This is a genomic window from Streptococcus sp. SP1 (genome assembly GCF_030440005.1).
Classification (GTDB): Bacteria; Bacillota; Bacilli; order Lactobacillales; family Streptococcaceae; genus Streptococcus; species Streptococcus parasanguinis.
This window is the reverse complement of sequence record NZ_JAQFJJ010000014.1, coordinates 43,695-59,645: the sequence shown is the minus strand read 5'-3', so window position 1 is coordinate 59,645 and position 15,951 is coordinate 43,695. Positions and strand designations below refer to the sequence as shown.

16 protein-coding genes are annotated in these 15,951 nt (G+C 34.5%); 4 read left to right on the top strand and 12 right to left on the bottom strand.

Annotation, left to right across the window (positions count from 1 at the left end):
* The coding region (locus tag PCY07_RS08150; protein WP_301556731.1) for a Rib/alpha-like domain-containing protein at positions 1-2,465 on the top strand (2,465 nt) is incomplete at its 5' end.
* Between the two features lie 620 nt (positions 2,466-3,085).
* On the opposite strand, the gene PCY07_RS08145 is transcribed toward PCY07_RS08150, so the two are convergent.
* The 7 genes from PCY07_RS08145 to PCY07_RS08115 form a co-directional block, all read right to left on the bottom strand.
* On the bottom strand, positions 3,086-4,351 hold the full coding sequence (locus tag PCY07_RS08145; RefSeq protein WP_301356139.1) for a site-specific integrase: 1,266 nt from the start codon (positions 4,349-4,351) through the stop codon (positions 3,086-3,088).
* 86 nt (positions 4,352-4,437) lie between these two features.
* Positions 4,438-4,689: a MerR family transcriptional regulator gene (locus PCY07_RS08140; RefSeq protein WP_301356137.1), complete on the bottom strand. Its 252-nt coding sequence runs from the start codon at positions 4,687-4,689 to the stop codon at positions 4,438-4,440.
* Complete coding sequence (locus PCY07_RS08135; RefSeq protein ID WP_301356136.1) at positions 4,676-5,290, bottom strand: replication protein; 615 nt, start codon at positions 5,288-5,290, stop codon at positions 4,676-4,678. Before PCY07_RS08135 ends, PCY07_RS08140 begins: the two co-directional genes overlap by 14 nt.
* Positions 5,291-5,501: 211 nt before the next feature.
* The gene (locus PCY07_RS08130) at positions 5,502-6,101 is read right to left on the bottom strand and encodes a hypothetical protein (RefSeq protein WP_301356135.1); all 600 of its coding nucleotides are present in this window, start codon (positions 6,099-6,101) and stop codon (positions 5,502-5,504) included.
* Positions 6,102-6,104: 3 nt separating this feature from the next.
* Entirely contained in the window at positions 6,105-7,181 is a 1,077-nt protein-coding gene (locus tag PCY07_RS08125) for an AAA family ATPase (protein WP_301356145.1), read from the bottom strand.
* A gap of 11 nt (positions 7,182-7,192) precedes the next feature.
* Entirely contained in the window at positions 7,193-7,507 is a 315-nt protein-coding gene (locus tag PCY07_RS08120; RefSeq protein WP_187146213.1) for a hypothetical protein, read from the bottom strand.
* A 263-nt stretch (positions 7,508-7,770) separates the two neighbouring features.
* Entirely contained in the window at positions 7,771-8,202 is a 432-nt protein-coding gene (locus PCY07_RS08115) for a hypothetical protein (protein WP_301356133.1), read from the bottom strand.
* Positions 8,203-8,500: 298 nt separating this feature from the next.
* Between PCY07_RS08115 and PCY07_RS08110 the strand changes: the two genes are divergently transcribed.
* The gene (locus PCY07_RS08110) at positions 8,501-9,655 is read left to right on the top strand and encodes a hypothetical protein (RefSeq protein WP_301356131.1); all 1,155 of its coding nucleotides are present in this window, start codon (positions 8,501-8,503) and stop codon (positions 9,653-9,655) included.
* Positions 9,656-9,753: 98 nt separating this feature from the next.
* Here the strand turns inward: PCY07_RS08110 and PCY07_RS08105 are convergent, their stop codons facing one another.
* A complete protein-coding gene (locus PCY07_RS08105; protein ID WP_301356129.1) occupies positions 9,754-11,238 on the bottom strand; it encodes an RNA-binding domain-containing protein in 1,485 nt (494 codons plus the stop codon).
* Between the two features lie 707 nt (positions 11,239-11,945).
* The gene (locus PCY07_RS08100; RefSeq protein ID WP_301356128.1) at positions 11,946-12,524 is read right to left on the bottom strand and encodes a TetR/AcrR family transcriptional regulator; all 579 of its coding nucleotides are present in this window, start codon (positions 12,522-12,524) and stop codon (positions 11,946-11,948) included.
* Positions 12,525-12,753: 229 nt separating this feature from the next.
* Between PCY07_RS08100 and PCY07_RS08095 the strand changes: the two genes are divergently transcribed.
* Together PCY07_RS08095 and PCY07_RS08090 are read left to right on the top strand one after the other, a co-directional pair.
* The gene (locus PCY07_RS08095) at positions 12,754-13,488 is read left to right on the top strand and encodes an ABC transporter ATP-binding protein (protein WP_301356127.1); all 735 of its coding nucleotides are present in this window, start codon (positions 12,754-12,756) and stop codon (positions 13,486-13,488) included.
* Between the two features lie 6 nt (positions 13,489-13,494).
* Positions 13,495-14,841, top strand: coding sequence for a hypothetical protein (locus tag PCY07_RS08090; RefSeq protein ID WP_301356125.1), 1,347 nt, complete (start codon positions 13,495-13,497; stop codon positions 14,839-14,841).
* A gap of 411 nt (positions 14,842-15,252) precedes the next feature.
* Here PCY07_RS08090 and rpmG read toward each other — a convergent pair whose 3' ends face one another.
* From rpmG to PCY07_RS08075, 3 genes are all read right to left on the bottom strand, one after another.
* Positions 15,253-15,402 carry a 50S ribosomal protein L33 gene (gene rpmG / locus PCY07_RS08085; protein WP_001265622.1) on the bottom strand — a complete coding sequence of 50 codons (150 nt, stop codon included), beginning with the start codon at positions 15,400-15,402 and terminating at the stop codon, positions 15,253-15,255.
* 15 nt (positions 15,403-15,417) lie between these two features.
* Positions 15,418-15,600, bottom strand: a complete 183-nt coding sequence (rpmF, locus tag PCY07_RS08080) for a 50S ribosomal protein L32 (RefSeq protein ID WP_003009516.1) — start codon at positions 15,598-15,600, stop codon at positions 15,418-15,420.
* 150 nt (positions 15,601-15,750) lie between these two features.
* Positions 15,751-15,951, bottom strand: a complete 201-nt coding sequence (locus PCY07_RS08075) for a PTS ascorbate transporter subunit IIC (protein WP_003011522.1) — start codon at positions 15,949-15,951, stop codon at positions 15,751-15,753.

Here is a 15,951-nt window from a genome sequence, read left to right as displayed (position 1 = left end):
GTGATAAGAGTACAACCGTTGTTGTGACTTACCCAGACGGTTCTAAAGATGAAGTTCCAGTAACTGTTAAGGTAGTAGATCCACGTACCGATGCGGATAAGAACACGCCAACACCTAAGGACCAAACGGTCAATGTTGGTGAAACTCCAGATCCTAAGAAATCAATTGGTAACGTAGGTGATCTTCCAAGTGGCACTACATTTGAATACAAGACACCAGTAGATACAACAACCCCAGGTGATAAGAGTACAACCGTCGTTGTGACTTACCCAGATGGATCTAAGGATGAAGTTCCAGTAACTGTTAAGGTAGTAGATCCACGTACCGATGCGGACAAGAACACGCCAACACCTAAGGACCAAACAGTCAATGTTGGAGAAACTCCAGATCCTAAGAAATCAATTGGTAACGTAGGTGATCTTCCAAGTGGCACTACAGTTGAATACAAGACTCCAGTTGATACAACAACACCAGGTGATAAGAGTACAACCGTCGTTGTGACTTACCCAGATGGCTCTAAGGATGAAGTTCCAGTAACTGTTAAGGTAGTAGATCCACGTACCGATGCGGATAAGAACACCCCAGTAGCGAAAGATCAAACTGTTAAAGTTGGTGACACACCAGATGCCAAGAAATCAATTGGTAATGTCTCAGATCTTCCAAGTGGTACTACATTTGAATACAAGACACCAGTAGACACAACCACAGAAGGTGACAAAGACGCTACAGTAGTGGTTACTTACCCAGATGGTTCTAAAGATGAAGTACCAGTTAAGGTTACTGTAGCCGCAAATCCAACTCAAGCTGATGTAAATACTCCTGTAGCTAAAGATCAAACCGTTAACATTGGCGACACACCAGATGCCAAGAACTCTATCGGTAATGTTTCAGATCTTCCAAGTGGTACAACCTTCGAGTACAAGACACCAGTAGATACAACAACCCCAGGTGATAAGAGTACAACCGTCGTTGTGACTTACCCAGATGGATCTAAGGATGAAGTTCCAGTAACAGTTAAGGTAGTAGATCCACGTACCGATGCGGATAAGAATACCCCAGTAGCGAAAGATCAAACTGTTAAAGTTGGTGACACACCAGATGCCAAGAAATCAATTGGTAATGTCTCAGATCTTCCAAGTGGTACTACATTTGAATACAAGACACCAGTAGACACAACCACAGAAGGTGACAAAGACGCTACAGTAGTGGTTACTTACCCAGATGGTTCTAAAGATGAAGTACCAGTTAAGGTTACTGTAGCCGCAAATCCAACTCAAGCTGATGTAAATACTCCTGTAGCTAAAGATCAAACCGTTAACATTGGCGACACACCAGATGCCAAGAACTCTATCGGTAATGTTTCAGATCTTCCAAGTGGTACAACCTTCGAGTACAAGACACCAGTAGATACAACAACTACAGGTGAGAAGGATGCGACAGTTGTGGTAACTTACCCAGACGGTTCTAAAGATGAAGTACCAGTTAAGGTAACTGTTAAAGATCCACGTACAGACGCGGATAAGAACACCCCAGTAGCGAAAGATCAAACCGTTAAACCAGGCGATCAACCAAACGCTAAGGATTCAATCGGTAACGTAGGTGACCTTCCAGAAGGAACTAAGTTCGAGTACAAGACACCGGTAGACACAACAACAGAAGGTGACAAAGACGCCATTGTTGTGGTGACTTACCCAGATGGTTCTAAAGACGAAGTTCCAGTTAAGGTAACTGTTAAAGACCCACGTACAGACGCAGATAAGAATACCCCAGTAGCGAAAGATCAAACTGTTAAACCAGGCGATCAACCAAACGCTAAGGATTCAATCGGTAACGTAGGTGACCTTCCAGAAGGAACTAAGTTCGAGTACAAGACACCGGTAGACACAACAACAGAAGGTGACAAAGACGCCATTGTTGTGGTGACTTACCCAGATGGTTCTAAAGACGAAGTTCCAGTTAAGGTAACTGTTAAAGACCCACGTACAGATGCAGATAAGAATACCCCAGTAGCGAAAGATCAAACTGTTAAACCAGGCGATCAACCAAGCGCTAAGGATTCAATCGGTAACGTAGGTGACCTTCCAGAAGGAACTAAGTTCGAGTACAAGACACCGGTAGACACAACAACAGAAGGTGACAAAGATGCCATAGTAGTGGTAACCTACCCAGATGGATCTAAGGATGAAGTACCAGTTAAGGTAACTGTTAAAGCCCCACATGCAAATACGGACAAGAACACACCAACTTCTAAAGACCAAACAGTGAACAAAGTTGAAACACCGGATGCTAAGAACTCAGAAAAAGAAATTCAAGTACAAAAGGTATCTGTTTCTGATAAGAAAGCTGAATCTGCTAAACTTCCAAATACAGGTGAAGAACAATCAACGTCTATTGCATTGTTAGGTGCTGTACTTGGTATGTTTGGACTTGCAGGGCTTGCAAAACGCAAAAAAAACGAAGACTAAATTAGGTGACCTTGATATTTTTGTTGATTAGGTTGTAGTCTTTGTTCTAAATAAAACTCTTTGTCAACTGTAGTAAGGTTGATGAAAAGTTACAATCTGGAGAGGACCAAATTGGTTCTCTCTTTTTTGATGTTCAAAGAGATAAGGATTTTGGTTTTAAAATTTCAGAAGTTAAAAGCATCTTTTTTGGGCTTTAATGAGTTAGTTATTCTTTTGAAACTCAACAACAGCTGAAAGCATTAACGAGTTTTTGAAGATCTATCATTTGCAAACTTTCAACACTAAATTCATAGCAGGACTTGCTAGTAAAAACTGCTCATATGAATGCTAGTTTTTTTCTTCATCTATGCTAAAAGCCTCTCTAACTTTTGTAGGAGAGGCTTGTTTATAATGATCCGTCTTTTTATTTTATCTTAAAAAGGTAGAGTTTGAATTGAAATATAGTGCAATATACTGCATTTTGCAAAAAGGAAAAAGCCTTTGAAATCAATGTTTCAAAGGCTTTTTCCTACTTAATTATTTAACTTCTGTAAGGGTTAAATAATAGGACTATAAACCTTATTATATCAAGGATTATAGCTTTTTGAAGTACAAAGGTAGTGATAAAGGTAGTGATGAAGTCAACTTGCCAGCTCTTCCATTTTATTTAGGAAAATATCCACTGCTTCAAACTTCTTTTTAGGAGCTAATTCCGCATAGGTATCCATAGTTGTTGATATGGACTTGTGTCCCATTCTATGTTGTAGCTCTTTCCAGTTCATACCAGCATTTAACATCATAGAAGCGTGTGTATGGCGGAAGAGGTGGAAACCATAGTCAGGTAAACCAAGAGCCGATAATCGCTTTTTAAGGGTTGCACGTTCGTTTCTATCACACATATAGTTGCCATAGATAGTTGGGAAAATAAGTGAAGATTTTGGTAGACCGTGCTTTTCAAAATAGCCAGTCATTTCCTCATGAAACTCTTTGAGACTTTCCATGATTGAAAGTGGGACGGCAACTCTACGATTCCCAGAATCCGTTTTAGGAGTTTTCTTACAAACCATTTCCCCTTTGATACCTAGTTTGTTATTTGCACTTTTCCACATTAATGTTTTACTGACAATAATTTCATTAGTTTCAAAATCAAGGTCAGTAATTTCTAATGCCAATAACTCATTTATTCGCAATGCAGATGCTAATAGCGTGTTACAAATGACCTTAAAACGTCTATTTGCTCTGGTATTGGGCAAGGTATCAAGGTAAGATAACCAACGTTTCAGGTCATCATCATGGAGTACCATAATACGCTCTTTGTTTGCTTTTGGTTTAGGTGGAATCTTGATTGATTTGGCTGGATTAGTGGTCAGCCCACAGTTTGTAATGCCAAAATCGAAAATATCACTAACCTTGTGAGCCATTGCACCAAAATCTTTTGCACTGCCTTTCGGGGCACGTTTTGTTCCAGATTCGATTGCTTTTTTGGCTTTTTTTGCTAATTGATTTAGCCACAATTGGATATCTGATGCTTCGATCCGCTCAGGTCTATAATCGCCAAATTGAGGAATGATGTATGTATCCAAGTACCCTCGAACTCGGTTTATTGTATTTTGCGAAGAGACCCAAGTTTTGAAGTTGCTAAACCATACCTCAGCTAGACTTTCAAAGTTATCAATTTGGATAGTTTCTTTAATAGTAGAGCCAGCCTTTTCAAACTCAATTTTAGCTTCAACAATTTTTCTATCCAAAGATTTTAATGTTTTAGCAGTGATAGTTTTTGTGATTCGTTTACCTGTTTTTATGTCAGTTCCAATATAAACACCTTTGATGGAATAGCTGACATCACCATTTTGTTTGGTAACTTTTGTTATTTTTTTATTATTGTGTTGAATGATTTCTTTACTCATAGAGCCTCTTTCTTCGGACAATCAAAAGGCTAGAATAGAACCCTCACATTCTTTGTTTGATAATTCCATTCTATCACATTTTGGAGTTAAATAGTTAAAAATTCAATGACATCTTCCATCTTGTAATAAACAGTACGTGTTCCCTCTATTGGAGGTTCAAGACGTTTTAAACCTTTATTTTCCCATGATTTAAGTGTGTTTGGGGAAATTTGTAACAGTTTTAGAAGTTCTTTTTGCGTGATGATTCCATAAGAATTCTGTGTTTGTAATTCTTTCTGGATGATAGTAATAATTGTATTCAGTAATTCTTCAATTCGGTTTAATTTAATTGTCTCCATCAATATTTGCTCCTTGTTCTTTGATTGCTTTTTGTAGTCGCTTAGGGTTATGCCGACGGGAGTCCAGATAGCGAGAGAAAAAGTAGGTTCGTTCAATGATTAGTCCCAATAGAGCGGTGTCATTATCTCGCGCATACCATACAAGTTCCTCAAATTCTGTAATGTCATTTTGTTCAATGGTATCAATCACTTCTGTGATGAAGTCATCAGAGTTTTGCTGAACTAAAAATTGGGCAAGGTTAAACCCGCAGCCACATTCAATATCTTTAATATCGTAAGGGCTTTTCTCAGGATTCTCTGCATGAGTAAAATAGTCATACATTCCTTTCGGTGATATGACAGGTTCAACGTGGGCAGGACCGTTGAGTTTGTCTTTGATAAGTTCGGATACTTGCGCGTAACTTTTGAGGGAATCAAAATAGAATGCTCCATGCTTATGTGCTTTCTTAAACTCTCCTGTTTTTTTGTTTACGTCCTTATCATGCCACGGTGACAGAACAAATGGAACATGAATTTCTTCGAGAATTTCTAAATAGTTTTCGGGTGCACTTTCCTGATAGAATAGAAAAGCCCATTTATTTGAACGTTGTTCTTTTGCCATAGGTAAAATTCCTCGCTTTCAATTTTTTATTATTTCTATCTATTAGGAGATTGGAAGGGCATAAATCGGAGTTTTTGAGAAAATTTAATTTTTTTCTGATTATTGATTATTGGATTAAGTGGGGGTCGTAGTCACCCCACTTAATCCTAAACTTTGCAATTAAAAAACGGCGCTGTTTGGCTTCCACTACGTGGGCCACAGCGCCATTAAGCTATTCTCTCTTATTGCCAATAAGATAAGTCCATTTTTTTGCTGGTTTCTGAGGTGAAAAGAAATAGTCAGGGTTATATCTTGCCATTTCTTCTATAATCATCGTATCCATATCATTTAGGATCTTCTTGGCTTGTTGTGTCTTTGGGAGTCTAATCATCAAAATAACGTTATCTTCTCTAACATCTACAATAGATTGTCGTACTGCTCTATTGAAGTGTTTGTTAACGGGATTATATTGTTTCATTTTTGTTTGCTCAGTTGTAGCTAAGACTTCTGAGTGTTCACTTTGATGCAAAAAAATGCGGATAGCCAAAGTTTGCCTGATAGATTCCCATAGATTTGATAGATTATCTTCTTTTTGTCGCTTCTTAATTTCATAGCTAACGAGCAAGATGAAAATAATTGAACTGATAATTGAAATTGTTAAGCTAAGCCAGAAAATAATGCTAATAAAGCTAGTAACCACGGATAGATAGGTAAATTTTTGTAAGAAACCCACCATAAATCCTAAGAATACCGTACATAATGTACAGAGGATTACTGTAAGAAATACTGAAAAGCAGAAGTCGAAAAACTTCTGGAAATATGTTGTTTTCATAAGTTACAAGATTCCTTTCTTGGTATAGTATGTTGGACATAGTAGTGGCAAAACCTGATAAGGATGCTCGTTGTCAATGATTTGAATAAGCCCTGTTCCTTTTCCGATCGGAATAACAATACCTTCTGGATCTAGGTCTGGAAATAAGAACTGTACTGTTTTCTGGTTGATGTTACCAACCTGAAGCAATACATTAAATTGTTCACGGACTGATACAGGAATTGTACTATGATCAAAACGCTGACTTACAAGAAGCAAGTGAACCTTGGTTGATCGCCCTAATAAAGCAATTTGAGATAACAGAGAGAAGAAGGAATCTTTGATGTTTTTGTTAACTCCCTCAGACAAGGCGAGTACTTCGTCAATAACGATTGTCCGGTGTTTAAACTCATGACGTGGATTTTCAAAGAGAATTGCTTGACGTTTGTGAATAATAGTTAAACACTGACTTAAATTCTCGTTGACTTCTGATAAAAAGTCCGATTTAGAGCGGTTTTCATGTGGATGAATGACGGGGATTTGGTGTTTCCTTGCCCAGCGAGATGGTGTGTCAAATTTTGGGTCAACAATAATCAAGTCGGAAATGTTTTTCAGTATACTTAACAGATAAGTTAATGCATAGCTTTTACCACTACCTGAGTTCCCAGCAATAGCCATAGAAGTTACTTTATCATAGTTAATCATTAGATTTGCCATAATAGGGATATCATTACCTTTTAGCGATAATGTGAATTTTTCTAGGTCTGGAATGATTAGCCGCTCAGAAACACCTTTCTGCCAAGGAAAAAACAGCCCACGTTGAATATGAATATCGTCTGTTTTCAGTGCAATAAAGTAGGCAGAATTTTGTTTTAATAGCGTATATTGTGGGTAGAGAGACGCATTAGCGATTAAGAAAATCTTTCGGTACAGTTCGTCATCAATGATAAATCCTGATGGAAGACGAGGAATGAAGATAAATCCGTTTTCTTTGACAGAAATGTCAAAAGAGTTGGTATAAGAAGTTTCCCCTTGTAATACAGAGCCCAAAGCCATGTTCAGACTCTGTAATAGGTATTGTTCCAACTCTTTTTGTGTGATAGCTGGAACCATTATTTCACCTCTTTAAATCCATCAGCCTTGAAATAGACATTGTAGTTAACTTCACATGCTTGTAAATTCTCAAAAGAGATAAGTGAAAGATAGTCAGGAAGGTCAGGCTTTTCAAGGAATTTAACTTGGAATGGTGGTAATCCCTTTTGTCCAAACCAAGTTTTGTATGCGATAACTTCACCTGTCGGTTTTCCATCTTCATACTTTTGTTGTGCTTCAAGCTCATCACAAAGCAAGTAGATTGGATCCTGAAGGCTAACGTATTGTTCTGCTATTTGACTTGAATAACCGCCTTTACGGTATTGTGGTTTCATTTTCATAGATTAGATACCTCGTATATTCTATTTTGTGATAAAAAGTATTGGTGATATGCTCGGTTTGAGGTCATGAGCTGGACTTGTTGATTTTTTCCTTTCTATCTTATAGGAGATTCAGGAGGTGAATTTCGGAGAATTTTTTAAAAAAATTGAATTTTTTATTATTTTGACTCATACATAATGTCTAATGGAATTTAGAACATACAATTTATGGAGCTTTTTAAAAAAAACTGGCAATGATTGATTGCCAGTTTCGGAGACTACCTGTAGTCTTTTAACATATCTTGTAACACTTCTCGGTGTTTTTTGAAGCGACTTGTCACAGTTTTGTCACTACATTCTACAATTTTAGATAGTGCAGATGATGAGATTGGCCTATCTCTTAATTTTCCAACCATAATAATTTGGTCATTCGTAGAGAGGGCAGATATGTAATCATGCACAGTTCCTAATAGTTCGTTATAGATATAAGCTTGTTCAGCATCTAACGAATCACTAGCAATTAAATCATATCTATCTGTTTGACGGCCTTCGTTTGAGATATTTTCATCTAAACTTCCAAGTTTATGGTATCTATCTCTTCGTTTAGCATTTGCGAAAGACTTATCTTCATCTTTCAGTATCTTGTCCCATTTTTGGATATCTGTATAATCCTCTGGAGTGAGACGGTCTTCGAATGTTCTTATTGGCATAATAGCCTCTTTCTAAGTCCATTTCTAGGACGGAAAGAAACTTTTATGAGCTACACTGAATACCGATGTGTGCAAAAAGGCACACCAAAAAAACGGATAAACAGATATATGCAGAACTAGACCGTTATCGTCTAAGTTTTCATATTTGTTTCTATCCGTCCATTTGGTGCGCACCGGTTAGGACTGTAATTATATTTGTTGATAAGGTTTCCCTTACAAGACGATTTTATCTCAAAATAAAGGGGATTTTTGTTTATGCTCTTTGTAAGAAAATGTTAAAATGTGAATAGGAGGAGTTATGGGATTATCTGAGAAAGAAAAATTTGAGATAAGAAAAGTTATTAAGGCGAATAAATGGTATACGTTTGAAGAGGCTGAATCCGATTTAAGAAAACACTGGCAACCCGAAAATGATAAAAACGGGGACTATTTATCCATGAAACGTAGTCAAATTCAGAAAATTTTACGTTCGGATATTCTTGGCACTTACTTAGAAATTAACAAAAGAAAAAAAGACCAATCAGATGATGAATGGTTTATACAAACTATTTATGGATGGTCTAAAAAAGAGAAATTTTTTTTGGATTATAGCGATGATAGAGAAAAAGAATATAATGAAGAACTGCATGTGTTTCCAAAATATGATAAATTGTTTCCTGAATCTGAACTAGAGCAAAGTATTATTCTCTCTTCTTTTGATGAGTTATTAGGTGACACGGATAAAATGGAGATGAGGGAAATCTATGAAGAATTATATGGTGGAAGTGGTAAAGGGAAAACCCTTTATTTAATGACCGAGCCCTATCTTTTTGCGTTAAAACACGAGATAGAGAGGAGACAATATCCTACTAGTACGATTGGCATTTCCCCACATTCTCCTAAAGAAATACTTGCGAGAATATCAGAGGAAAATTTTTCCTACAATCTTCAAACGATTGTATATACTTTAATAGACGAGTTTATCTATTCAATCAATGATGAAGTGTTTAAACATCAAAAGGCAAGAAATGAAGAAAGACAACGGTTTCAGGAAATTGCTGATTTTTTAAAAAAATGGAAAACTATCTATTCTGAAGAAATCCAGAAATTAGAAAAAGTCTTGTCAAACGAGACACTTCTTGAAGAATTTTATGCAATATTGAATAAATTTAATCAGCCCTTTGAGTATCTTGTTGATGAGAAACTTATTAAAAATAAATTTGATGAGAAATATTTGCATGAAAATTTACAAATCTCTAGTGATGAATTAAAAAAGGCAGTAAAACAAACTATTTATTCAGTTGAAAAATATAATTTGGATAAACTTGCGAGTGCTTTGTCAGCAGATACAGAGTTTATAAGTAAATCAGCTATATTTAGGCATCAAATATCTAGCCGTATACATGAAATATTGCAAAATTTAAACGCAGATTCTCTTTTGTTTTCTTCACTTAGAAATGCAGGCATTGAATAAAGAAAAAATGCAGACTTGTTAAGTCTGCATTTTAGATTCTGAAAATTTTAGAAAAGTAAGATAAAGGATAAACATTAGTTTTTGAACAGGTCTAATGTTTAATACATAGTCATGAAATCTCCAAGATTTTTGATTTGTTGTTTAATAATATGGTATTGTTCGGTTGAACTTTTGGGGAGAACATATCTTGTAGAGCGTCCCTTACCTTCTATCTCAATATACTTTTTATTTTGTAGAGATTTCAGGTTTTCTCTAAATTTATATTCGGTCATTAAAGAATTTTCGAGGACATCATTTTTAGTAATGCTACCATTTTTTATGATATATTCAAGTATTATCTTTTCATTATCTGATATGTCTGAATAAGAAGATAATAAATCTACTTTCCAGATTGTAACAATAGTACTATCAAAGGTAGTGCTTACTTCAGGAATTTTTAGTTTATATTTTTCGGAAATATCAAAAATTTTCGGTCCGCCAGACCCAGCTTTTTCTGACATCCCAATTCTACGGAATAATGAAGAGATTGTACTGTTTCGCGTTTTGGAAGTTCCGCCATGTATAAATTCAGGAATAGAAATTTTCATCTTACCTGGATTTTTAAATTCATAGAAGTCTTGATAAGCCGTAATAACTACAGGAGAATCAAAATCATAGTAAGCATGCATTAAGCAATTTACTAAAGCTTCACGTATAGATTCAGATAGGTCTTTCTTGAATGGTAAACGATGAGCAGATTCGTTATTAAACTCAAATCTATCATTTGTTGTAGTAGTTAATTTCTTATATGCTAAATTGAAAAAGTCGAACATGTTTAAATCAGGGTACATCATATCACCTGTTGAAATTCTATCGTTCCACCTAGTTGAAAGAGAGGTATCTTTTTCAAAATAGTCTAGTTGAAATTTTGGATAACGAGAAATGATAGAGTTATACTTTCCAAAGAATATCAGTCCTCCTGCGGTTAATTTATATGTATTAATTGTTCTATCTTTTTTAAATACACCAATTTCGATTAGAAAATCTCTCAAAGAAATGCTATTATATTTTGTGTTGCCAGTAAGTTCAATTAATAACTTTTTGTAATGTTCTATTGTATCTAAATTTAGGTCGTTTTCGTCAAAATTATTAAGTAACTCACTATCAATATCATCATGAGAACTTGTCATCAGATACTTGAGCTCTTCTTTGTCAAGTCGAACATCACCTTCACCTAATCTTTTATATGATTCACGATAATCATTTTTTAGATGAACAGGTTTTTGGTCAGGGTTGGCTTCTCTTACAGTGACTACTATGAGTTGTTTATCTTTGTTTGGAATGTCAATGTATTCAATGTCATTATCAGTAAGTAGATTACAACTAACTTTTTGTTTGTTTGCAACCAAAGCAAATAAATTGTCTCGTATTTTTTGAGGATTATTGACTCCTTGGTAGGGGTCGATATTTTTTTCATCTATTCCGAGAATTATTTTTCCGCCATTGGTATTTGCAAATGCGGAGTAGGTTTCCCAGAAAGATTTTGGTAGACTATTTTCAGCTTTTTTGTATTCTAAATCAACCCCTTCAAAAATTAAGTTCATTTTTTCCCTTTCCTAAAATACAATATTTCTTAAAGTTTTTTACGATTATCACGCGAAAAAATAAATTTAATAGATAACTATTAATCCTTGATTTCATAGTCTTTCTAAGATGTCATCTTAAACCGTCATGCGAAAATCACGCGAAAATCACGCGAATATTTTCCATCAAAATTCGATTTAAAAGCTTGTAGGACTTTTAATTGTGAAAGATAAAATAGGCAGATTTAATTGGAACTTTTTGATGGAATTTTTAAAGCACTATTGCGTGAATATATAATTCACTCTATTATAACACAATGATAAGAATAAATAGATGTCGGAGTAAGCATAGAAAAAAGAGAAACCTCATCGTGAAGTTTCTCTTGCTTTTGATTGTTCAAATCAGTATCGTATTTCAAAAAAAGTAGTGATTTAGCTGATTTTTATTGCAATACATTGAAATTTTAAAATTCAAGAATCGCGTTAGATCAATTTTTTTCGTTTCTATTGAAGCGTAATTATCCGCTATTTTACCTCAGTAATAATCAATTTGTGAATCGTTTTGATAAGGGTTAATTAGAAGAATAGATAACCATCTTATTTTATTAGCTATATTTAATTGGCGATAGATGTTAATCTCTTTACTTTGTTCCTTGTAATAAATCTCTTTCAAGTAATGTTTCACAACTCTACTATAACGTGTTTCTTCCTTTTTGTGTTTACACAACTTATTTTACACTACCGTCATGTTTGATTGGACTTAAATGATTATTTAACGGAGTATTTATCAATTCAATAAACTGTTTTGAAAAGACTTCTGGCGGAGTGGGAAAAGGTTCTGTGATCCAAGTTTCTATAATACTTAATACACAATTTACAATATAATTTGATAAAGTATCATTTTGTAGGAACGAATGGTTTAAGTTAATAGGTGCGTTTAGTAGCCAGTTTGAATATTTTTCTCGTAAATAATTTCGCCAATTAGGGATAGCCGACGTAGAGTAGACACAGCGAAGCCAATCTCTATATTTATATAATTCTGGGATAATAATTTTTGAGAAAAAAACTTCAATTGAGAGATTGTGTTTTTCAAATAGTAAAAATTGTTCATTTATAGTAGTATCAATAGAATCCATGATGAAATCTACTATTTCTTCATAACTTTTAAAATGCTTTTGGTATATTGCTTGCCTCGAAATTTTTGCCTCGTTAGCGATTTCAGTTATACTGAAAGTTGAGCGTTCTGGATATCGTTCTGCTAGTTTAAAAAACGAATTAATAATCTTTTCTTGAGTTCCTTTTACCATATTAAATCCTAAAAAAATTTACAAACTGTCAAAATATTTATATATACGATATATTCTAAAGAGAATTTGTTTAATTTTCAAGTTTAAAAAGTTGATAATGTGTAAATTTTTTTCATATGAAGATATAAAACAACGATGGGTATTATCATGTATAATAGGATATGCAGTATATTAATCAAAACTGGTTACCATTTTAAAAATTATTCAGTAGTGATTCAGAAAGGAAAATATGAATACAGTTGCAGTAGGAGTAAAACATTTATCAAAGAAATTTCATATTGATAAAAATAAAGAGATTACGGTACTTAGAGATATCTCTTTCAGTGCTGGTTATGGTGAGTTTGTATCTATACTAGGAGTAAGTGGATCTGGTAAATCAACCTTGTTAAATTGCATATCGAGTTTATCAGGGCCAACCGAGGGAGTTGTCACAGTTAATGGTTGCAATCCATATCAATTAAAGAATAATAGATTATCACAATTTAGAAGAGAAGATATTAGTTTTATTTTTCAATCTTATAACCTACTTCCAGCTCTCCCAGCTTTAGAGAATGTTGCTTTGCCTCTGAGATTGTCCCATAAAAAAATAAGTAAAAACGACATTCAGGCCCTGTTAGATAAAATGAACTTTAAAGCTGAATTGATGTCCCCCGTTTCTTCATTATCTGGTGGAGAAAAACAAAAATTAGCTATCGCAAGAGCAATTCTTTCAAATACTCGTATTATATTTGCAGATGAGCCGACAGGTGCTTTGGATAGTACTTCAAGGAAGATTATTTTTGAAATGTTAGCTGATTTAGCACAAGAGGGAAGATGTGTCATTATGGTAACCCATGATATTGAATTAGCAAGTCAAACGGATAGAGCTCTAATCTTAAAAGATGGCAAAATCTATCAGGAATTGTTTACCCCCACTGCTGAAGCTCTTTATAAGGCGTTAGAAATAAAAGATAGCGGGGACTAACTTAAGATGTTTAAATTAATTTATTATCAATTTAAGTATTCAAAAAAACAGTGGCTAGGAATGTTTCCTCTATTTTTTGCTTCAAGTTTATTGGTTGGAATGTGTCTCTCTGTTGCTTTTAGTACTATAAAGTATCAGCGAGTGTTTCGAGATGTTGGGAGTCCCACCTTATTATTTGTAGGGCCAGTTCTTTTTGGTGGATTTACTTTATTGTTTCTAGTTTCCGGTCTAATTCGACTATTTTTGAATTTAGCAAAAGAGGACTATCGCCAATGGTCAATAAATGGCGGAAGCAGAGTTCAATTGTCATTGTTGATTAGTGGACAGCTTACTATTTTTGCATTTTTAATAAGTATAATAGGAAGCTTTTGCTCAATCTTTTTTGCAAGATTTTATTATAGTTATGCGCAATACTTGGGAGGAGAAAAATTATTACCAACTATACCGATTGATTTCAGCATGTCAGCATTTCTCTTGACCATCCTGATTATTTGCTTACTTGCTTTCATAGGTAGCTTCCTCTACTTATATAAGATCCTAGGTAATACCGTTTTGCTTGGAGATAGATTTGATTCCAAAAACTACTTTTTTATTAAGTTAATTAAAGTTTTAGGATTTGCTCTAAGTTTAGTCTTCTGGCTAAAATTGATTATTCCATTCTTCACTGTGTCTGTGAGCAAACCTAATGAAAAATTATTATTCAGATTGGATGACTCAATCTTACTAATTTTAGTTATGCATTTGTTCTTGTTAGCCTTCATTTCGCCACATATTCAAACTTTTCTAACTAAAATTTTATTAGGTTGGCGCTCGTCTTATGATTTTGTTATGGCAAAATGGATTATTCTGAAGGATCGAGAGTATTTGAAGTCATTAACAGTTTCTATTTCCATAATAGCAATCTTAATTTCAGAATTAATGATTTATTCTGATGTTGCCTACTCAAATTTAGCAAAAAAAACAGCATCAGTTGAAATAAATGCTGTTCTACTGTTTTTTGTAGTAGGGCCACTAATAGTTGTGATAGCTAATCTTATTTCTATCACTGTTCTTTCTTCAGTTAAAGAAAAAGAAGAGAAACCGCAATGGGAGAGAATTGGAATATCACATAAGCAGGCCGTGACCATAAGATCTGTACAAGCATTAACATATGCTGTTATTATGCTTACCTGCACAGTCTTTTTCAATATTATTTTCTTCGTATTAATGCATAAAGAAGCTCTGTTGTTAGGGATTAAACAGATGAATTATGGAACTATTATTTATTATCCAATAGCTATTTCTATAGTTATGTATTTGTTTATTTTTATTACCAAAATTTGGTTTGATATTAGAAATAAAACAAATTTATAGATTATAGAGGTGTCAAATTATTTCGTATGTATTGCACATAAAAAATTGTTCTATTAATGTTCATATTCATTCTTACACACTTTAATTTTATTTGACTAATAATGATTTAATTGCCTATTTATGAGATCTTTATTGCACTATATTTTACAATTTATCTATTTATAAATTACTTGAAACCAAACCGTTTCAACCCAGGTCTTACGATTTGTAAATAAAAGAACAATAACAAAAAGAGGAGCTTCATACTAAAGTTCCTCTGCTTTTTATCGTCCGAATCAATATTCTTATTTCAAAAAAGGTAGTGAAAAAGGTAGTGATTCGGTTGATTTTTATTGCAATGTAATGAAATTTTAAATTTCAAGAATCGCTTTAAATCAAGGCTTCTACCGTCTATTGACGTGTAGTGAATCCCTATTTCACCTCTGTAAACACAACGTGTTTGCGAAGTTTTGGTGAGTATTTCTTCAATTGAAGACGGTCTGGAGTGTTACGTTTGTTTTTAGAAGTAAGGTACAAGCGTTCACCAGATTCTTTGTGTTCAAGTGTAATATTTACGCGCATGGTATCTCCCTTCTATTATTCAGCTGATGCAGCTTTAGCAATCTTACGTCCTTTGTAGTATCCTTTAAGTGATACACGGTGTGAACGTGAGTAATCTCCAGTTGCTTCGTCAAAGTTTACAGATGGAGCTGTTACTTTGTAGTGCGTACGACGTTTGTTTTTCTTCGCTTTTGATGTGCGACGTGCAGGTACTGCCATTTCGTTTTTCTCCTTTTAAGATATAAATTCAATTAGGTTTGATTTTCATCAACTTTAACAGTATAACAAAACTTTTTTGTAAAGTAAAGTTACTTGACAAAAAATTGTTAAAAAAATCTCCCGCCCCATCAAATGGGACAGGAGTTTTCCTTAAAGGTCTATTTCAAATGGCTCATCAATCGTTTCCGAAACGTATTTGCCATCCTTTTTTCGTTGTTTGACACATTCTGTCAGCAGGTACTCGATCTGCCCATTGACCGATCGAAAGTCATCTTCTGCCCATGATGCGATAGCAGCATATAACTTGGCTGACAATCTAAGTGGAATCTGTTTTTTCTTTTGGTCAGCCAT

Excerpts from the sequence above, each read along its gene's own strand:
- PCY07_RS08145 (WP_301356139.1), bottom strand. The coding sequence starts at position 4,351 with ATGAGTAAAGAAATCATTCAACACAATAATAAAAAAATAACAAAAGTT.
- PCY07_RS08140 (WP_301356137.1), bottom strand. The coding sequence starts at position 4,689 with ATGGAGACAATTAAATTAAACCGAATTGAAGAATTACTGAATACAATT.
- PCY07_RS08135 (WP_301356136.1), bottom strand. The coding sequence starts at position 5,290 with ATGGCAAAAGAACAACGTTCAAATAAATGGGCTTTTCTATTCTATCAG.
- PCY07_RS08130 (WP_301356135.1), bottom strand. The coding sequence starts at position 6,101 with ATGAAAACAACATATTTCCAGAAGTTTTTCGACTTCTGCTTTTCAGTA.
- PCY07_RS08120 (WP_187146213.1), bottom strand. The coding sequence starts at position 7,507 with ATGAAACCACAATACCGTAAAGGCGGTTATTCAAGTCAAATAGCAGAA.
- PCY07_RS08115 (WP_301356133.1), bottom strand. The coding sequence starts at position 8,202 with ATGCCAATAAGAACATTCGAAGACCGTCTCACTCCAGAGGATTATACA.
- PCY07_RS08110 (WP_301356131.1), top strand. The coding sequence starts at position 8,501 with ATGGGATTATCTGAGAAAGAAAAATTTGAGATAAGAAAAGTTATTAAG.
- PCY07_RS08105 (WP_301356129.1), bottom strand. The coding sequence starts at position 11,238 with ATGAACTTAATTTTTGAAGGGGTTGATTTAGAATACAAAAAAGCTGAA.
- PCY07_RS08100 (WP_301356128.1), bottom strand. The coding sequence starts at position 12,524 with ATGGTAAAAGGAACTCAAGAAAAGATTATTAATTCGTTTTTTAAACTA.
- PCY07_RS08095 (WP_301356127.1), top strand. The coding sequence starts at position 12,754 with ATGAATACAGTTGCAGTAGGAGTAAAACATTTATCAAAGAAATTTCAT.
- PCY07_RS08090 (WP_301356125.1), top strand. The coding sequence starts at position 13,495 with ATGTTTAAATTAATTTATTATCAATTTAAGTATTCAAAAAAACAGTGG.
- rpmG (WP_001265622.1), bottom strand. The coding sequence starts at position 15,402 with ATGCGCGTAAATATTACACTTGAACACAAAGAATCTGGTGAACGCTTG.
- rpmF (WP_003009516.1), bottom strand. The coding sequence starts at position 15,600 with ATGGCAGTACCTGCACGTCGCACATCAAAAGCGAAGAAAAACAAACGT.
- PCY07_RS08075 (WP_003011522.1), bottom strand. The coding sequence starts at position 15,951 with ATGGCTGACCAAAAGAAAAAACAGATTCCACTTAGATTGTCAGCCAAG.